The following is an 18,126-nucleotide window of genomic DNA, read 5'->3' as shown; positions in this document are numbered from 1 at the left end:
TCATTTGAATTTATAGGTAGCGGACAGTTGGAAGTAGCGGCCGAGCTGGCTATGGTAAGTCGGCGAGTAGCCCTGCAGATAAGCGATCTTGCTCGCGTCAAACGGCGCTTCCTTGTTGGCGAGGTTGCGCACCGACAGCGACAGCTCCAGGTTGCGGAAGCCCTTGTAACTCACATACGCGTCGGCCGTCAGCGACGAGTGCACATCGCAGTACCACGGCGTCGCCGCCTGGAACGAGCACACCGAATCCGGCGAGGTCTTCAGCAGGTAGCCGCCCACATAGTTCCAGTTGACGCTGGCGTCCCACGGACCACGGTCCCAGGCCAGGCCGAAGCGGGCGCGGTTCTTGGGCAGCTCGTAGTAGCCCGCGTATTCCGCCAGCGGATCATCCGGCGTATTCGAGCTCTTGTAACTGTTCATCCGGTTGTAGCTGGCGGTCATGGTCAGCCGGCCCCAGTTGCCCAGCGGCGTCACGCCGCGCGCATCCACGTCCACCCCGCGCGTCTGCGTTTCCGACAGGTTGGCCGTAATCAGGCTGATGTGATCGAGCTTGCCGCTGACCGGATTGCGTACGATGCGGTCGGTAAATTTCGATTCGTTCTCCAGCAGGTAGCTGGCGTTGATGGTGGACAGCTCGTTGCGGCGCTTGATGTTGTACACATCGACAGACAGCGACCAGCGCGGGATCGGCTCCACCACAACGCCCACCGTGAAGCTCTTCGATTTCTCGGCCTTGATGTCCGGATTGGCGCCGGTGGTGTAAGCGACATAGATATCGCAGTTGGCATTGGCCGCATCGTAGACCGGGCACAGCTTGGGATCGAGCACCTTGATATAGCCGTTGGTATTCCCCGCATGCAGCTCCGGCAACGACGGTGCGCGGAAGCCTTCCGCATACGTGCCACGGAACGCCAGCTGCGGCAGCGGACTCCACTTCACTCCCGCCTTCGGCGTAAAGGCAGAGCCGAAATCACTGTAATGGTCGCTCCGCGCGGCCAGGCTCAGCTCCACCGTTTTCAGCACCGGCGCATTCAGTTCGCCATAGGCGGCCGAGACACTGCGCGAGCCATTCGAGCCCGTCATGCCGATCAGCTGGATCGAGCCGTCCGTGAACAGCGTATCCGGCACCGCGTCAAACTTCTCGCGGCGGAATTCCGCGCCCAGCGAGATCGCCAGCGGACCGCCCGGCAGCGTGAACAGCTCGCGGTTGCCATGCAGGTCGATGCTGCTGGTGCTGGTATCCGCGCGGTTATTCAGTTGCGGGTACAGCCGCGCCATCAAGGCCGGATCATTGGCGCCTGGATTGCTCAGCGTGAAGCTGTTGCGCACCAGGCCATCGGCATCCAGCACATCGTTCATCAGCACGCTGTCCTGCAGATAGCCGCGATAACGCGTGTCCGTCAGCGAGCGCGAGAACATGCCCGCTGCTTCCACGTCCCACTTGCCCAGCGTGCCGCGCGCACCAAAGGTGTAGCGCATATTGCGGCTTTCGCTGGCGATGGTGGTTGGAATATCGTTGAACAGGTAGCGCACGGCCACCGTCTTGCCCCAGCGGTTCTGCGGATGGCTGGCGGGCAGCAGCAGGTAGCTGATGGTGGTGCCGGGCGCATTGCCGTACAGGCCGTACTTGTCCACCAGATCGTTGGTGTAGGCGCCGTAGGAATTGGTGGCATAGCTGTACATGGTCGATGCCTGACGGCTGCGGCTCAGCGAGGCATCGCCAAACAGCTCCCAGCCGCCGGACAGCGCGTAGGTCAGCGCACTGTAGACGTTATCGCGCTGCGCCTTCGACTGCAGCGTGACGGAATTGGTACTGTCGGCGATGCAGCGGCCATTCAGTGTCGGGCTGGCGGGATCGTTGAGCGGTGCGCAGTTGCCGACGATGCCAAGGAAAGTGCCGCCCGTGGTGCCGGACGCCGTGTAGGCGTTGCTGGAGAACGTCGAGCGGCGGTCGGCCAGGCCAACGCGGCGGAAGTCGCCATCCCTGGTGCGCTCGCGCGCGTTGACCAGCACCGGGCTGATATCGCTGTGCGACAGGCTGAGCAGCCAGTTGTAGCCATCCTGTTCCAGCTTGCCCTGGCCATAGGTGATACTGGCGTTGCCCATATTGCCGTCGTGGTAGGCCGACGTACCGCCGCTCACTGTGGCCGACAAGCCCTCATAATTCTTGCGCAGGATAATGTTGATGACACCGCCAATCGCATCCGCGCCATAGATCGCCGAGGCGCCATCCAGCAGCACCTCCACACGTTCAATCGCGTTGACCGGAATCGCGTTGGTATCGACAAACGAGGCTGAACCAAAGCCGAACGGCGCCACGCGGCGGCCATTAATCAGCGTCAGCGTCGAACCCGCGCCCAGCCCGCGCAGCGACACGCCAGCCGAGCCGAATGCCTGCGACGGCGTACCTTCCGTCACATAGCCGCCGGTATTCCCGGCGGGCAGATTGCGCAGCACATCGGTGACGGTGGTGGCGCCGGAACGGGCGATGTCTTCGGCGGTAATGACCTGCACTGCGGAGGCCGTCTCCGCATCGACACGCTTGATGCGGGAACCGGTAATTTCTACGCGGGGCGGCGGCTCGCTGTGTTCCTGGGCTTGCGCATACAGCGGCGCGGCGCCAGCGCACAGCAGCGCAACGGCGCGGACGATGGGACGAATCTCAAACATGCAGTCTCCGTTTTTATGACAGTTTTATGAAATGAAAGTAACTGTCTGGAGTGTGTTTTGTCTGAGAAGTCAGGTCACGGATGGAAATGCTGTTTTTGTACAAAACTGCTGGCTTCGTTACGCCAACTGGCTAGCTGTATGCTAGACGCCACGCTGCTGGCGGAAACGCGCTGGCGGCGAACCGAAGTGGCGCGTAAAGGTGCGCGACAAATGGCTGGCGTCATGGAAACCGCAGGTGTCGGCGATATCCGCCATGGCGTGGCCACCGGCAGCCAGCATGGCGCGCGCCTTCTCCAGCCGCATCTTCATCAGGTAGCGGTGCGGCGGCAAGCCCAGCGCTGCATGGAACTCGCGCGAGAAGTGCGCCGGGCTCATGGCGCACAGTCCGGCCAGTTGCTGGTTGGTGACGTCCTCTGACAAATGCTGCTCCATGTAGCTGAGTACGCGCCGCAAGCGGGCGCCGCCCAGCGTGCTGGCTTGCGCGGCGTCCTGCGGACGGCTGTAGTGCTCCAGCAGATAGCTGAGCAGCGCCACCATCAGGCCATCGCAATACTGGGATTGCAGCGGCCCCGCCATGACGTCCGCATTCAGCATGCGCCTGACGGTTTCCATCACATAGCGATCAGAAGTAAATTGATTGGCGCCCAGTGCCAGCGGCACGCCGGTCTGGCGCAGGTCGCTGAGGCTGTCCACCAGCGAGGCCGGCACGAACAGGTTGACGATATCGCAGCTGCTCAGGCGGCTCCACTGGCTGGCGGAACTCGGTGGGCAGATGCGGAAACGCTCCGCCGCAATCACGCCACCCCACACCGGCCGGCCCTGCTGCCAGATACGGGCATCCACCGGCTCCATCATGATCGCAATACGGTAATCGTTCAGGTGCGGGCTGACGGTCTGGATCATCGCGTCCGGATGATCGCTGGTCCAGCGCACGATGGAAGCTTTGGAATTCGGCAGCGGACCGATGCAAGTGCGCAAGGGATCATGCACGCCACTGCGGTGGAACCAGTCTTTCAGGACTTCCGGGGTATCGATGGCGGCATCCATGGATTCAGCAATGGCGGATCAGGGAATTAAATTATATGTCAAAAACTTAACGCTCCTGATTCCGGATATTTTGCTTGCGGAATTGCTTGGGCGAGCTGCCGAACCAGCGTTGGCACGCGCGGCAGAAAGTGCTTTGATCGGCAAAGCCCACCAGAAACGCCACCTGCCCCAGCGCCATCTGTTCTTTCGCCAGATACTCGCGCGCCAGGTCGCGTCGCGTTTCGTCGAGCAGATCGTTGTACGACGTGCCCTCGTCTTCCAGCCGGCGCTGCAAGGTGCGCTCGCTGATGCACAGCGCCGCCGCTGCCACGCTGCGCGGCGGCGACCCATCCGGCAGGCAGCGCACGATGACCTCGCGCACGCGCGGTGCAAAGCGCGCCTGGTCCATCTTGTCGAGGAACTCCACCGCAAAGCGCTCATGCATCTCCGACAGCACTGCGTTCGATGCCGGCAAAGGCGCATTCAAATCCTCGGCCGCCAGCAACAGGCCATTGCGCGCGACGCCAAAGCGCACCGGCCCGCCAAACACGCGCGCATGCATTTGCGTGCTGCCCGGCTCCACATGCGCCAGCTCGATGGCCAAGGGATTGATGTGCTTGCTCGCGATCCAGCGGCAGATGTTAAGAATCGTGATCATCACAAACTCGCTGCGCTGGCGCGGCACGGGCAGCTCGCCGCCATTGATGGTCAGGCGCAGCCATTGCGCGCCTTGTGCATCCGGCTCCAGCGAGAAAATCGCCGCATCGCTGATGATGCGGATGTAGCGGATAAAACGTTGCAGCGCCACTTCCATGGTCGGCGCGGTGATCATCGTATAGGTCAGCAGATCCAACGTGGCGGGACGCGGATTTTCCGACGCCGCCAACGACACCGCCTCATCGCCGGAGACTTCGGTAATCACATTCCACAGATGGCTCAGCGCATCGCTGGCAATGCGGTGATGCGGACTGCGCAAGCTCTCATCTTCCAGGCCGGCCCGTGCAAAAATCGGCTGCGGATCGAGGCCTATCGTCAGCAGCATGTCCCAGATACCAAGCAGCCAGGACCCGGCCGTGGTGGGTTGTTCCATACACTTCGTCTCCCAATTCGTCTTTTCCCCTGCTTTTGCAAGGTTGTCTTTGTCGGTCAAAAACTTGGCTCTCAAGAGCAAGACGGCCCGCACTTACGCCTCTACAGTCATGCTCAACGGACGGGCAACAAGTCTGTACCTAAATAAATACTAATCGAAAACGCGCCGCGCGGTGCGGAAGAATCGGACATTCTTGCAGACGCGCGTGCCGGGAGACACGCATGCCTGAAACAAACCGCAGTCCATTGCCGGGCCAGATGATGCGCCGGCCTTTGCTGATCTCCTCCCTGCTGCGCCACGCCGACCGCTACTTCGGCGACCGTGACATCGTCTCGTACGGCGACGACGGCAGCCTGCACCGCTACACCTACCGCGACTGCCACACGCGCACGCAACGGCTGGCGCGGGCGCTGGAGCAGCGCAATGTCCGCATGGGCGACCGCATCACCACGCTGGCGTGGAATGGCTATCGCCACCTGGAGCTGTACTACGGCATTTCCGGCATGGGCGCCGTGATCCATACGCTCAATCCACGCCTGTACGCCGAGCAGCTGGCCTACATCCTGAATGACGCGGCCAGCCAGTACCTGTTCTTTGAACGTTCGTTTGCGCCGCAGGTGCGCGAGATCGCGGCGCACTGCCCGGCCATCAGACACTACGTGCTGCTGGGCGATGACGATGCCTTGCACGGCATCGACGGCATCCCCAACCTGATCAGCTACGAGGCGCTGCTGGCGCCCGATGCCGATGGCTGGAGCTGGCCGGTGTTCGATGAAGATGCCGCGTCCGGCCTGTGCTACACCTCCGGTACCACGGGCAATCCCAAAGGCGTGCTGTACTCGCACCGCTCCACCGTGTTGCACGCCTACGCCCAAGTGGCGCCGGATGCCTTCAACCTGTCCGCCAGCGACTGCATCCTGCCGGTAGTGCCGATGTTCCACGTCAACGCCTGGGGCTTGCCGTATTCGGCCGCGCTGGTGGGCGCCAAGCTGGTGCTGCCAGGACCGTCGCTGGGCGGCGCCGCCCTGCACGCCATGTGCGAGCAGGAAGGCGTGACCTTCTCCGCCGGCGTACCGACCATCTGGCTGGGCCTGCTGAATTTCGTACGTGAACACCATCTGCGTTTCTCCACCTTCCGCCGCGTCGTCATCGGCGGCTCGGCCTGCCCGCCGGCTTTGATGGACAGCCTGCGCGACCACTATGGCCTGCAAGTGATCCACGCCTTCGGCATGACCGAGCTGTCTCCGCTGGCCACGGTCTGCACGCCGCAGGCGCAGCACACGTCACTGCCGCCGGAGGCCATGCGCGCGCTGCTGCAGAAACAGGGCCATGTGCTGTATGGCATGGACGCACGCATCGCTGACGACGACAATACCGAGCTGCCATGGGACGGCGCCACCTGCGGCCATTTGCAAGTACGCGGCCAATGGGTGGTGGACGCCTACTACGGCCACCCGCCCGGCAGCGCCGTGACTGACGGCTGGTTTGCCACCGGCGACGTCGCCAACATCAGCAGCGATGGCTATATCCAGATCACCGACCGTAGCAAGGACCTGATCAAGTCCGGCGGCGAATGGATCGGTTCCATCGACCTGGAAAACATCGCCATGGCGCATCCGCAGGTGCAACTGGCCGCCTGCGTCGGCGTAGCGCACGACAAATGGGACGAGCGTCCGCTGCTGGTGGTGGTGCGTAAATCCGGCGCCGATGTCCAGCCCGCCGACCTGCTCGCACTCTACGACGGCAAGGTCGCGAAATGGTGGATACCTGACGACGTGGTGTTTGTCGACACCCTGCCACTCGGCCCCACCGGAAAAATTCTCAAGCACCGCGTGCGCGAGCAGTTCCGCCAGCACCTGCGCAACCAACAACTATAAAGCTTCACCACAACGACAGTAATAACAACAAGGAGACAAGCATGATCAGCACCAAAGAAATGTTGGGCACCGTCGCGGCCTTAGGTTTGGCGATGTCGGCGCAAGCCCAGCAAGCTGTACCGGACGCCACGCCGCAACCAGTGGAAGACGCCAACACCGTAGTCGTCACCGCGCAAAAGCGCGAGCAGCGCCTGCAGGACGTGCCGGTATCGGTCAGCGTGATGAATGCGCAATCGCTGGCCAACGCCAAGATCGACACCGGTACCGAGATAGCCCGCCTGGTGCCCAACCTGCGCGTGTCCAACCTGGGCGATGAATCGCAGCCCAAGTTTTCGCTGCGCGGCATCTCATCCTCGGAATTCAACCTGAACGCCATTTCGCCAACCGGCGCTTTCTTTGACGAGGTCTATGTCGGCGCCCAATACCTGGGCGGCGCGCAGATCTTTGATATCGAACGCGTGGAAGTGCTGCGCGGCCCGCAAGGCACGCTGTTCGGCAAGAACACCACGGCAGGTGCGGTCAACTTCATCTCCAAGCGGCCGCGCTTCAAGGAGGAAGCGGAAATCACCGTCGGCGCGGGCAATTACGGCTACAAGGAAACCAAGGGCGTGGTTGAAGTGCCGCTCATCGAAGACCGGTTGACCGCCCGCCTCGCCTTCACGGCAGCCCATTCGGATGGCTACATCCACAACGTCAATCCCAACGGCCATGACCTGTCCAACGTCGACCGCAAGGCGGCGCGTCTGACGCTGGGCTACAAGGACGGCGACGGCCTGACCGGCACGCTGCGCCTGTTCGACGTCAACAACAATCCCAATGCGATCGGCGTGGTCAACACCGGCCTGGCGGCCAATGGCCTGAACGCCAATGGCAAAGACCCGCGCATCAATCCGTTTAACGGCCAGCGCCTGGGCGACAACGAGGTGGCATTCGACCGCTCCGGCGAAATTGCGGTGCGCGGCAGCGGCGGCTACCTGACCTTGAACAAGAGCACCGACCTGGGCAGCATTACTTCGATCACTTCCTTCCTCAACGGCCGCTTCCAGAACCTGGTCGATGCTGACGGCACCATGGACCCGCTGCTGCATATCGACTTCCGCACACGCACGCATGAATTCAGCCAGGACCTGCGCTTCACTACCGCGTTTGACGGCCCGTTCCAGTTCATCGCCGGCCTGTATCATCAGCGCGACAATGTCGATATCGGTACCACCTACACCATCTTTGGCGGCCCGCCCGTGCTCCCCATCCTGAACCAGCAATATCTGCAGGAGCGCCGCTCGACTGCCGTGTACATCGACGGCACCTACGATATCGACAAGGTCTGGAGCATCTATGGCGGCGTACGCTACACGCGCGATGAAGGCCGCCTGCTGGACTTCCGCGTCACGCCCGTGATCCCGGTGCAGCCGGAACTCAGCTACGACGACCGCAAGCCTACCGGCCGCCTCGGCGTGGACGCCAAGCTGAACCGCAGCCTCATGCTGTATGCCCACTATGCGCGCGGCTACCGCAGCAGCGCCTTCAATGGCGGCGCGCTGACCAACGCCGCCGACCTGAATGTCGCCCGGCCGGAATACCTGAATTCCTACGAAGGCGGCGTCAAATCGCAACTGTGGGATAACAAGCTGACCTTGAACGTGTCGGCCTTCCGCTACGACTTCCGCAACCAGCAGTTCCTCAACGTGGTCGGCATCGGCAACCAGCAACTGGTCAACGCCGGCCAGTCGCGCATTACCGGCATGGAGGTGGAGAGCTTCCTGCAGGTCAACAAGGAATTGCGCCTGAGCGCCAGCCTGGGCCTGCTGAATGGCAAGTACCGCTCGCTGGTATTGAACGGCGTCGACCTGTCGGGCAACCGCATGATTGAAGCGCCGCGCTACACCAGCAATATCGGCGCCGACTACAGCATGCCCATCAACGCCTACCTGCTGACGCTGCATGGCGACGCCAGCTTCAACGGCGACCAGTACTTCCTGGCCAATAACGATCCGAAATCGCGCGTTGGCGCCACCAGGGATGTGTCGGCGCGCATCGCCCTGCTGTCGCCGTCGAAAAAGGTCGAGGTCGCCGTTTATGGTAAAAACCTCAGTGACAACCGCAATCCGACCGGCATCGTGCTGGATGCGACCTCGCAGACCAGGTTCACCACCGTGCCGTATCCACGCCGCTATGGTGTCGATGTCACCTTCCGTTACTAATGGAGAGCCGCATGAGCATCAAAATGGAACGCTACACGCTGGGCGCCAATGACGGTCAGCCGATCCACGTCATTTCCTGGACCGGCCCCGGCGTCAAAGGCGTGGTGCAGATTGTCCACGGCATGGCGGAGCACTCGGCGCGCTACGAGCATGTGGCCGCCGCGCTGGTGGCAGCCGGCTACCGCGTGATGGCCAGCGAACACCGTGGCCACGGCCAGGCCGCGCTGGATGACGGCTCGCTCGGTGATTTCGGCCCGCGCGGTTTCCAGGGACTGGTGGACGACATGGCCGTCGTTACCCGCCATGCGCGCGCCAGCCATTTCGGCGTGCCCGTGCTGATGCTGGCGCACAGCATGGGCTCGATGGCGGCGCAGATCTATCTGCTGGAGCACGGCGCGCTGCTGGATGGTTGCGCGCTGTCCGGCACCACCGCGCTGGAACTGCTCGATCCGCGTGTTTCCGGCTGGACCGTGGACAGCGCCAACGCCACCGTGCCCGACGCGCAAACGCCGGTAGACTGGCTGAGCCGCGATCCGCAGGTGCCGGCCGCCTATGTGGCCGACCCGCTGTGCGGCTTTGCGCTGACCTTGCCATCGTTGTTCTCCATCTTCGACGTTGGCAACAGCACGGCCGATCCGCAGCAACTGGCGCGCATGCGCAAGGACTTGCCGTTGCTGCTGTTCACCGGCGACCATGATCCGGTGAACGGCATGCTGGCCTGGTTCGATCCATTGGTGCGCCGCCTGCGCGAGGCGGGCGTGCAAGACCTGTCAACCCACGTCTACGGCGGCGCCCGCCATGAGGTGCTGAACGAAACCAACCGCGCCGAAGTCATTACGAATCTGGTCGCATGGTGCGACCGGGTGACAGCCTCGCTCTAGCCCTCTTCTTCTCCCGCACAGTACCGGACAGCGGCGCCACCAGCGCCGCTGGCGGTGCCGTACATCCCTAAGCAAAGGAATTGCAATGACCCAGATATTCGTCGATGGCCTGTTGAACGGCAAAGTGGCCCTGATTACAGGCGGTGGCAGCGGCATCAACCAGCGCATCGCGGAAACCTATGCAGCTGCTGGTGCGGCCGTGGCCATCGTCGGCCGCAATCAGGACAAGGCGGAACGTGCGGCCGAAGCCATACGCGCAGCCGGTGGCCGCGCCATCGGACTGTCTGCCGACGTGCGTGACCATGACCAGATCTACGCCGCCATGTTCCGCGCGCACCAGGAATTCGGCCGGCTCGACATCGTCGTGGCCGGTGCAGCGGGCAATTTTGTTGCCAACGCCATCGACATGTCATCGCGCGGCTTCCGCACCGTGATCGACATTGATCTGGTTGGCACCTTCAACACCGCCCATGCCGCCTACGAATTTCTGACCAAGCCCGGCGGCATGCTGCTGGCGATTTCTGCCAGCCAGTCGCGCCTGCCGATGGCCACGCAAAGCCACGTGTGCGCGGCCAAGGCTGGTGTTGACATGCTGATCCGCACACTGGCAATTGAATGGGGCGCGGTAGGCATACGCTGCCTCGGCATCGCCCCGGGCCCCGTTGGTGATACCGAAGGCATGCGCCGCCTGGCCCCGGACGGCCAGCACAGCTGGGACCGGCTGCTGCGCGGCATCCCGTCGGGCCGCGCCGCCAGCCGCGACGAGGTCGCCGCTTTTGCGCTGTTCCTGGCCAGCGGCGCGGCCGACTACATCAACGGCGCGGTGCTGCCGATCGATGGCGGCCAGACCGCCGTCGGCAGCCTGGAGTTCGGCGCCATGCTCAGCGATTCGCTGGCGCATGCGGCGGCCGCATGATGGGTCACGTTTCCGCGCTGCGCTGCGACCTGCTGGTGGTCGGCGGCGGCATCAATGGCGCAGGCATCGCCCGCGATGCCGCCGGACGTGGCTTGTCGGTGGTGCTGTGCGAGCAGGATGACCTGGCGGCGCATACCTCGTCCGCCTCCTCCAAGCTGATACACGGCGGCCTGCGCTACCTGCAATACGGCGAGCTGGGCCTGGTGCGCAAGGCGCTGCGCGAGCGTGAGGTGCTGATGCGCTCGGCGCCGCATCTGATCCGGCCACTGCGTTTCGTGTTGCCGCAGTTGCCAGGCTTGCGGCCGGCGTGGATGCTGCGCTGCGGACTGTTCCTGTACGACCATCTGGCGCGGCGCGAACTGCTGCCCGGCTCATCCCATATCAATCTGCGCACCCATGCAGCCGGCCTGCCGCTCGCCAACGGCATCGACAGCGGCTTCGTGTACTCAGATGCCGCAGTCGATGACGCCCGCCTGGTGGTCCTGAACGCGCTGGACGCCCACGAACGTGGCGCCATCATCCTGCCACGCACGCGCTGCGTCTCGATGTACGCCAGCGACAACCTGTGGCATGCGACGCTGCGCAGCGAAGACGGCAGGGCCACCATGGTGGAAGCGCGTTGCGTGGTGAATGCCTCAGGCGCCTGGGCGCTGGACCTGTTGAAGCAGGCGCAAGTCCCCAGCCAGCGCCAGCTGCGCATGGTGAAAGGCAGCCATATCGTCGTGCCGCGCCTGTTCCAGCACGACGAGGCCTATCTGTTCCAGAACGACGACGGCCGCATTGTTTTTGCGCTGCCGTTTGAACAGCACTACACGCTGATCGGCACCACCGATGTGGAGTTCACGGAAGACCCGCGCCGCGTGTCCATCAGCGCGGAAGAGACGACCTATCTGTGCAACATCAGCAACCGCTACTTCCGCAAGCAAATCAGTCCGGCAGATGTGGTGTGGAGTTACGCCGGCATCCGTCCACTGCTGGACGACGGTGCTGGCAATGCCCAGGCGGTTACCCGCGACTACGAACTCCACACCGATACTGCGGCAGCGCCGTTGCTGTCCGTATTTGGCGGCAAAGTCACCACCTATCGCAAGCTGGCCGAAGAAGCGCTGGACCGTATCGCCCAACTCATCGACGTGCCCGGTGTGGCATGGACCAGCGCCGCCTGTCTGCCGGGCGGCGGCATACTGGGCGCCGCGCCAGCCAACGCCTCGGTGTTGCAGTTTGGCGATTTCATCCAGCGCCTGCAACGACAATATCCTTGGCTGCCTGCCCCGCTGACGCAGCGCTACGCACGCGCCTACGGCACCCGCGTGCACAAGCTGCTGACGGGCTGCCACAGTCTGGCCGATCTCGGCGTGGCCCTGGCGCCAGGCCTGCACGAAGGCGAGCTGCACTACCTGATGGACAACGAATGGGCACGCAGCGCGCACGATGTGCTGTGGCGCCGCAGCAAGCTTGGCTTGCAGGCGCCAGCCAGCGCAGCACGCTTGATCGATGCATGGATGCAGCGCCATCTGCGGCAGACGCCAGTTTCTGCGGCGGGAGGACGGCATGCCTGATTACATCCTCGCGCTTGATCAAGGCACCACCAGCTCGCGCGCCGTGCTGTTTGATGCGGACGGCAAGGTGGCTGGCAGCGCCCAGCACGCCATCCGCCAGATATTCCCCCAGCCCGGCTGGGTGGAACACAATCCTGCTGAGTTGTGGCATTCCCAGCTGACCGCAGCACGCGAGGTATTGCAGCAGTGCGGCGTGCCTGCGTCTGCCGTGCGCGCCATCGGCCTGGCCAACCAGCGCGAAACCACCATCCTGTGGGACCGCGCCACCGGGCAGCCGCTGATGAACGCCATTGTCTGGCAGGACCGCCGCACCGCCGCCTGTTGCGACAACCTGCGCCGCGATGGCTACGGCGCCATGATCGGTGAAAAAACCGGCCTAGTGCTGGACGCCTACTTCTCGGCCTCCAAACTGAAATGGATGCTGGACCAGTTACCGGGCGCGCGGCAACGCGCCACGCGCGGGGAGCTGGCGTTTGGCACGGTCGATAGCTGGCTGGTCTACAAACTCAGCGGCGCGCACGTGACCGATGCCAGCAACGCATCGCGCACGATGCTGTTCAATATTCATACGGGACGCTGGGATGATGAACTGCTTGCGCTGTTTGACATCCCGGCTGCCGTACTGCCCGCCATCGTTGACAGCAGCGGCCATATCGCCACCGCGTCGGCCGATCTGCTGGGCCATGCAATTCCCATTACCGGCATTGCGGGCGACCAGCAGGCCGCCACATTCGGCCAGGCCTGTTTTCAACCAGGCAGCGCCAAGAACACCATCGGTACCGGCAGCTTCCTGCTGATGAATGTAGGCGAGGCGCCGGTGGCCTCCGCCAACCAGTTGCTGAGTACGGTCGGCTGGCGCCTGGGCGGCCGCACGACACATCTGATTGAAGGCAGCGTCTTCATGGCAGGCGCCACGCTGCAATGGCTGCGCGACGGGCTGGGCATCGTCAATGAGGTGAGCCAGATCGAACAACTGGCCGGCACCGTGGCCGATGCGGATGGCGTGGTGCTGGTGCCGGCGTTCTCCGGCCTGGGCGCACCGCACTGGGATCCGTACGCGCGGGGAACCATACTGGGGCTGCATCGCGGCTCGACGCGGCAGCATATCGCCCGCGCGGCGCTGGATGGCATTGCGTACCAGACCGTCGATGTGCTGCGCGCCATCGAAGCCGACTCCGGCGTGCCGCTGCGCGAACTGCGTGTGGACGGCGGCGGCGCCCAGAGCGACCTGCTGCTGCAATTGATGGCCGATGCCTTGGGTATTCCGGTGCTACGTCCGCTCAACATCGAGACTACCGCACTCGGCGCGGCACAGTTGGCCGGCCTCGGTGTGGGCCTGTGGAGCGATATCGCGGCATTGAAGCACCACTGGCAGGTAGAACGCTGCTTTGAACCCGCCATCTGCAACGACCGCCGTACCTGGGCGCTCACACGCTGGCACGATGCCGTGTCACGCTCGTCAGCCTGGGCGACTGTATAGGAGACTGCATTGACCAACAAGCTCATCATCGGAAACTGGAAAATGAACGGAAACCGCGCCAGCATCAAAGCGCTGCTGGCCGAGATCGTCGCTGCTGAAGTGGCGCCGGGCTGCGAAGTCGTTGTCTGCGCGCCCTCCCCTTATCTGGCCATGTGCGCGCACATCCTGTCCGGCAGTACCATCCGGCTGGGGGCACAAGATCTCTCCGCGCATGAGGCTGGTGCTTACACGGGCGAAGTATCAGCATCCATGCTGCGCGAGTTCGGCTGTCATTATGTGCTGATCGGCCACTCGGAATGGCGCACGTATCACCACGAGAACGACGCTGTCGTCGCCCGCAAAACCCTGCGCGCACTCGAGGCCGGCCTGATACCCGTCGTCTGCGTGGGAGAAACACTGCACGAACGCGAGCGCGGACAAACCGAAGCAGTATTGTCGCAGCAAGTTCTGGCACTGACCACGGCGCTCTCTTCCAGCCAACTGGCACAAATCGTCATGGCCTACGAACCTGTCTGGGCCATCGGCACGGGCCGCAGCGCATCAGCCGAAACGGCGCAGCAAGCCCACGCAACAATCCGCCGCCAGCTGAACGCGCCATGCAGCATCCTCTACGGCGGCAGCGTCAAACCCGACAACGCCGCGCCGCTGCTGGTCATGCCAGATATCGATGGTGTCCTGATCGGCGGCGCCTCGCTGAACGCCAAAGCATTCCTGGCCATAGCGAACCGATAAACTAACACTACTGTTGTCGGGAAGCCGGCTCAATCAGTGCTATCTACAGATAATAGTTATCCCGGTTTGACCAACGTGTTCACCTTTTCGATAAGTGAACACGCAGTGCTGGATATTATCCTCCAGTCGTTTGCTCAACGTTACCTGCCCCGACTCCCCATACCTGCAAGCCAGCCATTTTCCCTCAGCGAATTTACCATCCAATTTGTACGTATTCGTCCAGGTATCTTTTGCGTTGGTTTGCTTGAAGTCGGACAGCTCTCCCATCTGTTCTGGAGGCCCACTCATGGGCGCAGCTTCGTGTAGATAAAGCGGAGAGCCAATAAAGGCATGCCAGCCTTTCGGTACATCACTAACTTGCACGGAGCTTGCGGGAATGAATGGAGGACATTCCAGCGCCGATGCAGCAGCACTGCTCCCCGCCAAAACCACGAACCAAACAGGCTGCCACCTTGCTTTCACTTGTTTTGTCTCCCGCTTGGTTTTCTGTTTCGATGGATTCATGATCTCTCTCACTCAATGACAAAAAATGCATCCGCGTTGTCACTGGCATGGACATAGTTGCCCTTCTTGTCCTTGCCTAAAGAACGAATCAGTCGTACCAAGATCATCGTTTTGCCTTTAGCTTTCCATTGATCAGCGATGTAAATACCACCAATCGCCTGACTGACATACAACGTCGCGTGGTTGCCGTGATTTTGGTTTGGATAACGGCCCTTCACAAACGTCGCGATTGCCGTGCCAGCTTTGAGCATGGCATTGCCGAAAACCACCTCCCCTTGACGCCAATTGGATGCTGTAGGGGCGCCGGCATATTTTTGTACGAGCGCGACGCATTGCCGACTCCCCACAACGGGCCTACCCTTTAATTCGGCGGCCTTTTGATAAACATAGGACATGTCTAGTCTCCCTAAAAATGGTTGCATGTCCTTAATTTACCCGTGGGAAACTGATCGTATCTTAAACAAAAACAAGCTCATGCTTCGACGAACGAAGGGTTGCGCAAGCTCAAAACGTCTCCGCTGGTTTTCCCAGCGCAATCGGACGCCGGATCTAGCGCCAAACTGCCAGAATAAGGCTGAGGCAACATACAAGGTCTCAGCACCCCACCTGTTTCCTCGCCCTTAACCCAACCATGCGAGGCTACATTGCGACTTCCACTCATCCCTCCGAACGAACTCACCGCTGAACAAAAAGGCCTTTACGACAGCATGCGCAAAGGCATCGCCAGCAACTTCAACGCCTTCAAGGTCGAACGCGAAGATGGCGCGCTGATGGGGCCATGGAACCCATGGCTGCACGAGCCCGGCATCGGCAAAGCCATCTGGGACCTGACGCTGGCCATGACCGCCAACGCCACCCTGCCCGACAACGTACGACAGATCGCGATTCTGGTGGTTGGCGCCCGCTACAACGCGGCGTATGAGCTATACGCCCACGTCGCGGTCGCGGAAAAAGAAGGCATGTCCGAAGAACGCCTGGCCGCGCTGGTCGCCGACCTGAAACCCACTGATTTGTCCAAAGACGAAAACGTCGCCTTCGACTTTGCCTATGCGCTGAGCCGCGGCGGCACGCTGCCGGAACCGCTGTACCGGCTGGCGGTCAAGACCTTCGGCCAGCATGGCACCAACGAACTGATCTACCTGGTCGGCCTGTACGCACTGGTCTCGACCACGCTGAACGGCTACAACGTGCCGGTACCGGAACGTGAATAAACGCGACCCCACGGCGTCCCACGACGCCCGTATCACGCCAGCCAGCAAAAGCGCCTCCGAGTTCGGCGCGGTCGCGCTGGTGCTGCAGGGCGGCGGCGCGCTGGGCGCCTATCAGGCCGGCGTCTACGAGCGCCTGCTGGAAGGCGGCATCGAACCGACCTGGATTGCCGGCATCTCGATTGGCGCCATCAACAGCGCCATCATCGCCGGCAACGCCAGGGAAAACCGCGTGGCCCGGCTGCGGGAATTCTGGGAACTGGTCAGCGGCAATTACAGCGGAGTCTCCGATCCCTACTGGACCGGCGTGCCGCTGGTCGACAGCGTTCATTCCTGTGTCAACCAGCTTGCGGCAGCGCGCGCCTTCATGCAGGGTGTGAATGGCTTCTTCGCACCGCGCATGCCGCCGCCCTATCTGCTGTGGAATGGCGGCGGCGCCACCAGCTATTACGACACGACGCCACTGCGCGCCACGCTGGAGCGGCTGGTGGACTTCGACCGTATCAACGCCAAGGAAACGCGGCTCAGCGTGGGCGCCGTCAACGTCCGCACCGGCAATTTCGCCTATTTCGACAACATCAAAGACCAGATCCGGCCCGAGCACATCATGGCCAGTGGCGCTTTGCCACCGGGCTTCGATGCGGTGGAAATCGATGGTGAAAAATACTGGGATGGCGGCATGGTGTCGAACACGCCGCTGGACTGGGTGCTGTCCAACGGCTCGGGCCTCGACACGCTGGTGTGGCAAGTGGACTTGTGGAGCGCGCACGGCGAGTTGCCGAGCGACCTGGCCAGCGTGGCCACGCGCATGAAAGAAATCCAGTATTCGAGCCGCACGCGCAACGCCACCGACTCCCTGCGCAAGGTGAAGAAATTACGCGCCACGCTGAGCGAACTGCTGGCCCTGATTCCTGCCGAGATTGCAGCCTCGCCGCAGGCCCAGCTACTGGCGGCAGCGGCTGATCCCGCGCTCTACAACATCGTCGAACTGGTGTATCGCTCGGCGACGTACGAGGGCCAGTACAAGGATGTGGAATTCTCGCGCAGGACCATGACCGAGCACTGGCAGGCCGGCTATACCGACGCCGACACCACGCTCGCGCATGAAGAAATTCTCAAACTCCCATGTATCGATAACAACCCGGCCGTCTTCGACTTCCTGACGAAGCCGGCTCAACCTACTTAAAGAGAACAAGATGAACCTTCAAGACAAAGTAGCTGTCGTCACCGGCGCCGCCAGCGGCATCGGCAAACAGATCGCCACCGTGTATTTCCAGAACGGCGCCAAAGTCGTCATTGCCGACCTCAACCTGGAATCGGCGCAGGCCGTCGCCACCGAGCTCGATCCCTCGGGCCAGCGCGCGATTGCCGTGGCGATGGACGTCACCAATGAAGAACAGGTCGATACCGGCATCGCCGCTGCTGCAGACAAGCTGGGCGGCATCGACATTCTGGTGTCCAATGCCGGCATCCAGATCGTCGCACCGGTTGATACTTTCGCGTTTGCCGACTGGAAGAAAATGCTGGCGATCCACCTCGACGGCGCCTTCCTGACCACGCGCGCCTGCCTCAAGCGCATGTATGCGCAGAAGCGCGGCGGCAGTGTGATCTACATGGGCTCGGTGCACTCGAAAGAAGCCTCGGTGCTGAAAGCGCCGTACGTCACCGCCAAGCACGGCCTGGTTGGCCTGTGCAAAACCGTGGCCAAGGAAGGCGCCGCCCACGGCGTGCGCGCCAACGTCATCTGCCCCGGCTTCGTCCGCACGCCGCTGGTGGAAAAGCAGATTCCCGAGCAGGCCAAGGAACTGGGCATCAGCGAAGATGACGTCATCAAGAAAGTGATGCTGAAAGAAACCGTCGACGGCGAATTCACCACCGTCGACGATGTCGCCCAAACCGCGCTATTCCTGGCGGCCTTCCCATCCAATGCACTGACCGGCCAGTCAATCGTGGTCAGTCATGGCTGGTTCATGCAATAGAAA

The 18,126-nt window shown here is 62.4% G+C and carries 15 protein-coding genes; 10 read left to right on the top strand and 5 right to left on the bottom strand.

Features of this window, described 5'->3' with window-relative positions; all coding sequences use genetic code 11:
• The 3 genes from GTP58_RS25445 to GTP58_RS25435 all read right to left on the bottom strand — a co-directional run bounded on the left by GTP58_RS25445 (position 1) and on the right by GTP58_RS25435 (position 4,786).
• Positions 1-2,670, bottom strand: a complete 2,670-nt coding sequence (locus tag GTP58_RS25445; RefSeq protein WP_161079848.1) for a TonB-dependent siderophore receptor — start codon at positions 2,668-2,670, stop codon at positions 1-3.
• Between the two features lie 141 nt (positions 2,671-2,811).
• Complete coding sequence (locus tag GTP58_RS25440; RefSeq protein WP_161079847.1) at positions 2,812-3,717, bottom strand: helix-turn-helix domain-containing protein; 906 nt, start codon at positions 3,715-3,717, stop codon at positions 2,812-2,814.
• 46 nt (positions 3,718-3,763) lie between these two features.
• Positions 3,764-4,786, bottom strand: a complete 1,023-nt coding sequence (locus tag GTP58_RS25435; protein WP_161079846.1) for an AraC family transcriptional regulator — start codon at positions 4,784-4,786, stop codon at positions 3,764-3,766.
• Positions 4,787-5,007: 221 nt separating this feature from the next.
• Here GTP58_RS25435 and GTP58_RS25430 point away from each other — a divergent pair, with 221 nt between their 5' ends.
• The 7 genes from GTP58_RS25430 to tpiA all read left to right on the top strand — a co-directional run bounded on the left by GTP58_RS25430 (position 5,008) and on the right by tpiA (position 14,432).
• Positions 5,008-6,663: a 3-(methylthio)propionyl-CoA ligase gene (locus tag GTP58_RS25430; protein ID WP_161079845.1), complete on the top strand. Its 1,656-nt coding sequence runs from the start codon at positions 5,008-5,010 to the stop codon at positions 6,661-6,663.
• Between the two features lie 41 nt (positions 6,664-6,704).
• A complete protein-coding gene (locus GTP58_RS25425; RefSeq protein WP_161079844.1) occupies positions 6,705-8,864 on the top strand; it encodes a TonB-dependent receptor in 2,160 nt (719 codons plus the stop codon).
• An 11-nt stretch (positions 8,865-8,875) separates the two neighbouring features.
• Positions 8,876-9,745 (top strand): alpha/beta fold hydrolase, encoded by an 870-nt coding sequence (locus tag GTP58_RS25420; protein ID WP_161079843.1) that lies wholly within the window; start codon positions 8,876-8,878, stop codon positions 9,743-9,745.
• 85 nt (positions 9,746-9,830) lie between these two features.
• The gene (locus tag GTP58_RS25415) at positions 9,831-10,661 is read left to right on the top strand and encodes an SDR family oxidoreductase (protein ID WP_161079842.1); all 831 of its coding nucleotides are present in this window, start codon (positions 9,831-9,833) and stop codon (positions 10,659-10,661) included.
• Entirely contained in the window at positions 10,658-12,220 is a 1,563-nt protein-coding gene (glpD, locus tag GTP58_RS25410; protein WP_229215748.1) for a glycerol-3-phosphate dehydrogenase, read from the top strand. The genes GTP58_RS25415 and glpD overlap by 4 nt, the downstream gene beginning before the upstream one ends.
• The gene (gene glpK / locus GTP58_RS25405; protein ID WP_161079841.1) at positions 12,213-13,700 is read left to right on the top strand and encodes a glycerol kinase GlpK; all 1,488 of its coding nucleotides are present in this window, start codon (positions 12,213-12,215) and stop codon (positions 13,698-13,700) included. The genes glpD and glpK overlap by 8 nt, the downstream gene beginning before the upstream one ends.
• 9 nt (positions 13,701-13,709) lie before the next feature.
• Positions 13,710-14,432, top strand: a complete 723-nt coding sequence (gene tpiA / locus GTP58_RS25400) for a triose-phosphate isomerase (protein WP_161079840.1) — start codon at positions 13,710-13,712, stop codon at positions 14,430-14,432.
• Between the two features lie 39 nt (positions 14,433-14,471).
• Here the strand turns inward: tpiA and GTP58_RS25395 are convergent, their stop codons facing one another.
• Together GTP58_RS25395 and GTP58_RS25390 are read right to left on the bottom strand one after the other, a co-directional pair.
• Positions 14,472-14,936 (bottom strand): STY0301 family protein, encoded by a 465-nt coding sequence (locus tag GTP58_RS25395; protein WP_161079839.1) that lies wholly within the window; start codon positions 14,934-14,936, stop codon positions 14,472-14,474.
• 8 nt (positions 14,937-14,944) lie between these two features.
• On the bottom strand, positions 14,945-15,331 hold the full coding sequence (locus GTP58_RS25390) for a BPSL0067 family protein (RefSeq protein ID WP_161079838.1): 387 nt from the start codon (positions 15,329-15,331) through the stop codon (positions 14,945-14,947).
• 249 nt (positions 15,332-15,580) lie between these two features.
• Here GTP58_RS25390 and GTP58_RS25385 point away from each other — a divergent pair, with 249 nt between their 5' ends.
• Genes GTP58_RS25385 through GTP58_RS25375 form a run of 3 tightly spaced genes read left to right on the top strand, consistent with a single transcriptional unit; the run spans position 15,581 to position 18,123 of the window.
• The gene (locus GTP58_RS25385; RefSeq protein WP_161079837.1) at positions 15,581-16,147 is read left to right on the top strand and encodes a carboxymuconolactone decarboxylase family protein; all 567 of its coding nucleotides are present in this window, start codon (positions 15,581-15,583) and stop codon (positions 16,145-16,147) included.
• Positions 16,148-16,178: 31 nt separating this feature from the next.
• Positions 16,179-17,330, top strand: a complete 1,152-nt coding sequence (locus GTP58_RS25380; protein WP_161080078.1) for a patatin-like phospholipase family protein — start codon at positions 16,179-16,181, stop codon at positions 17,328-17,330.
• Positions 17,331-17,340: 10 nt separating this feature from the next.
• Positions 17,341-18,123: a 3-hydroxybutyrate dehydrogenase gene (locus tag GTP58_RS25375; RefSeq protein WP_161079836.1), complete on the top strand. Its 783-nt coding sequence runs from the start codon at positions 17,341-17,343 to the stop codon at positions 18,121-18,123.
• Positions 18,124-18,126: the final 3 nt, after the last annotated feature.

The sequence above is a fragment of the Duganella sp. CY15W genome (assembly GCF_009857555.1).
GTDB classification, from domain to species: domain Bacteria; phylum Pseudomonadota; class Gammaproteobacteria; order Burkholderiales; family Burkholderiaceae_D; genus Rugamonas; species Rugamonas sacchari.
The sequence above is the reverse complement of the archived record's forward strand: the minus strand, read 5'-3'. Positions and strand labels throughout refer to the sequence as shown.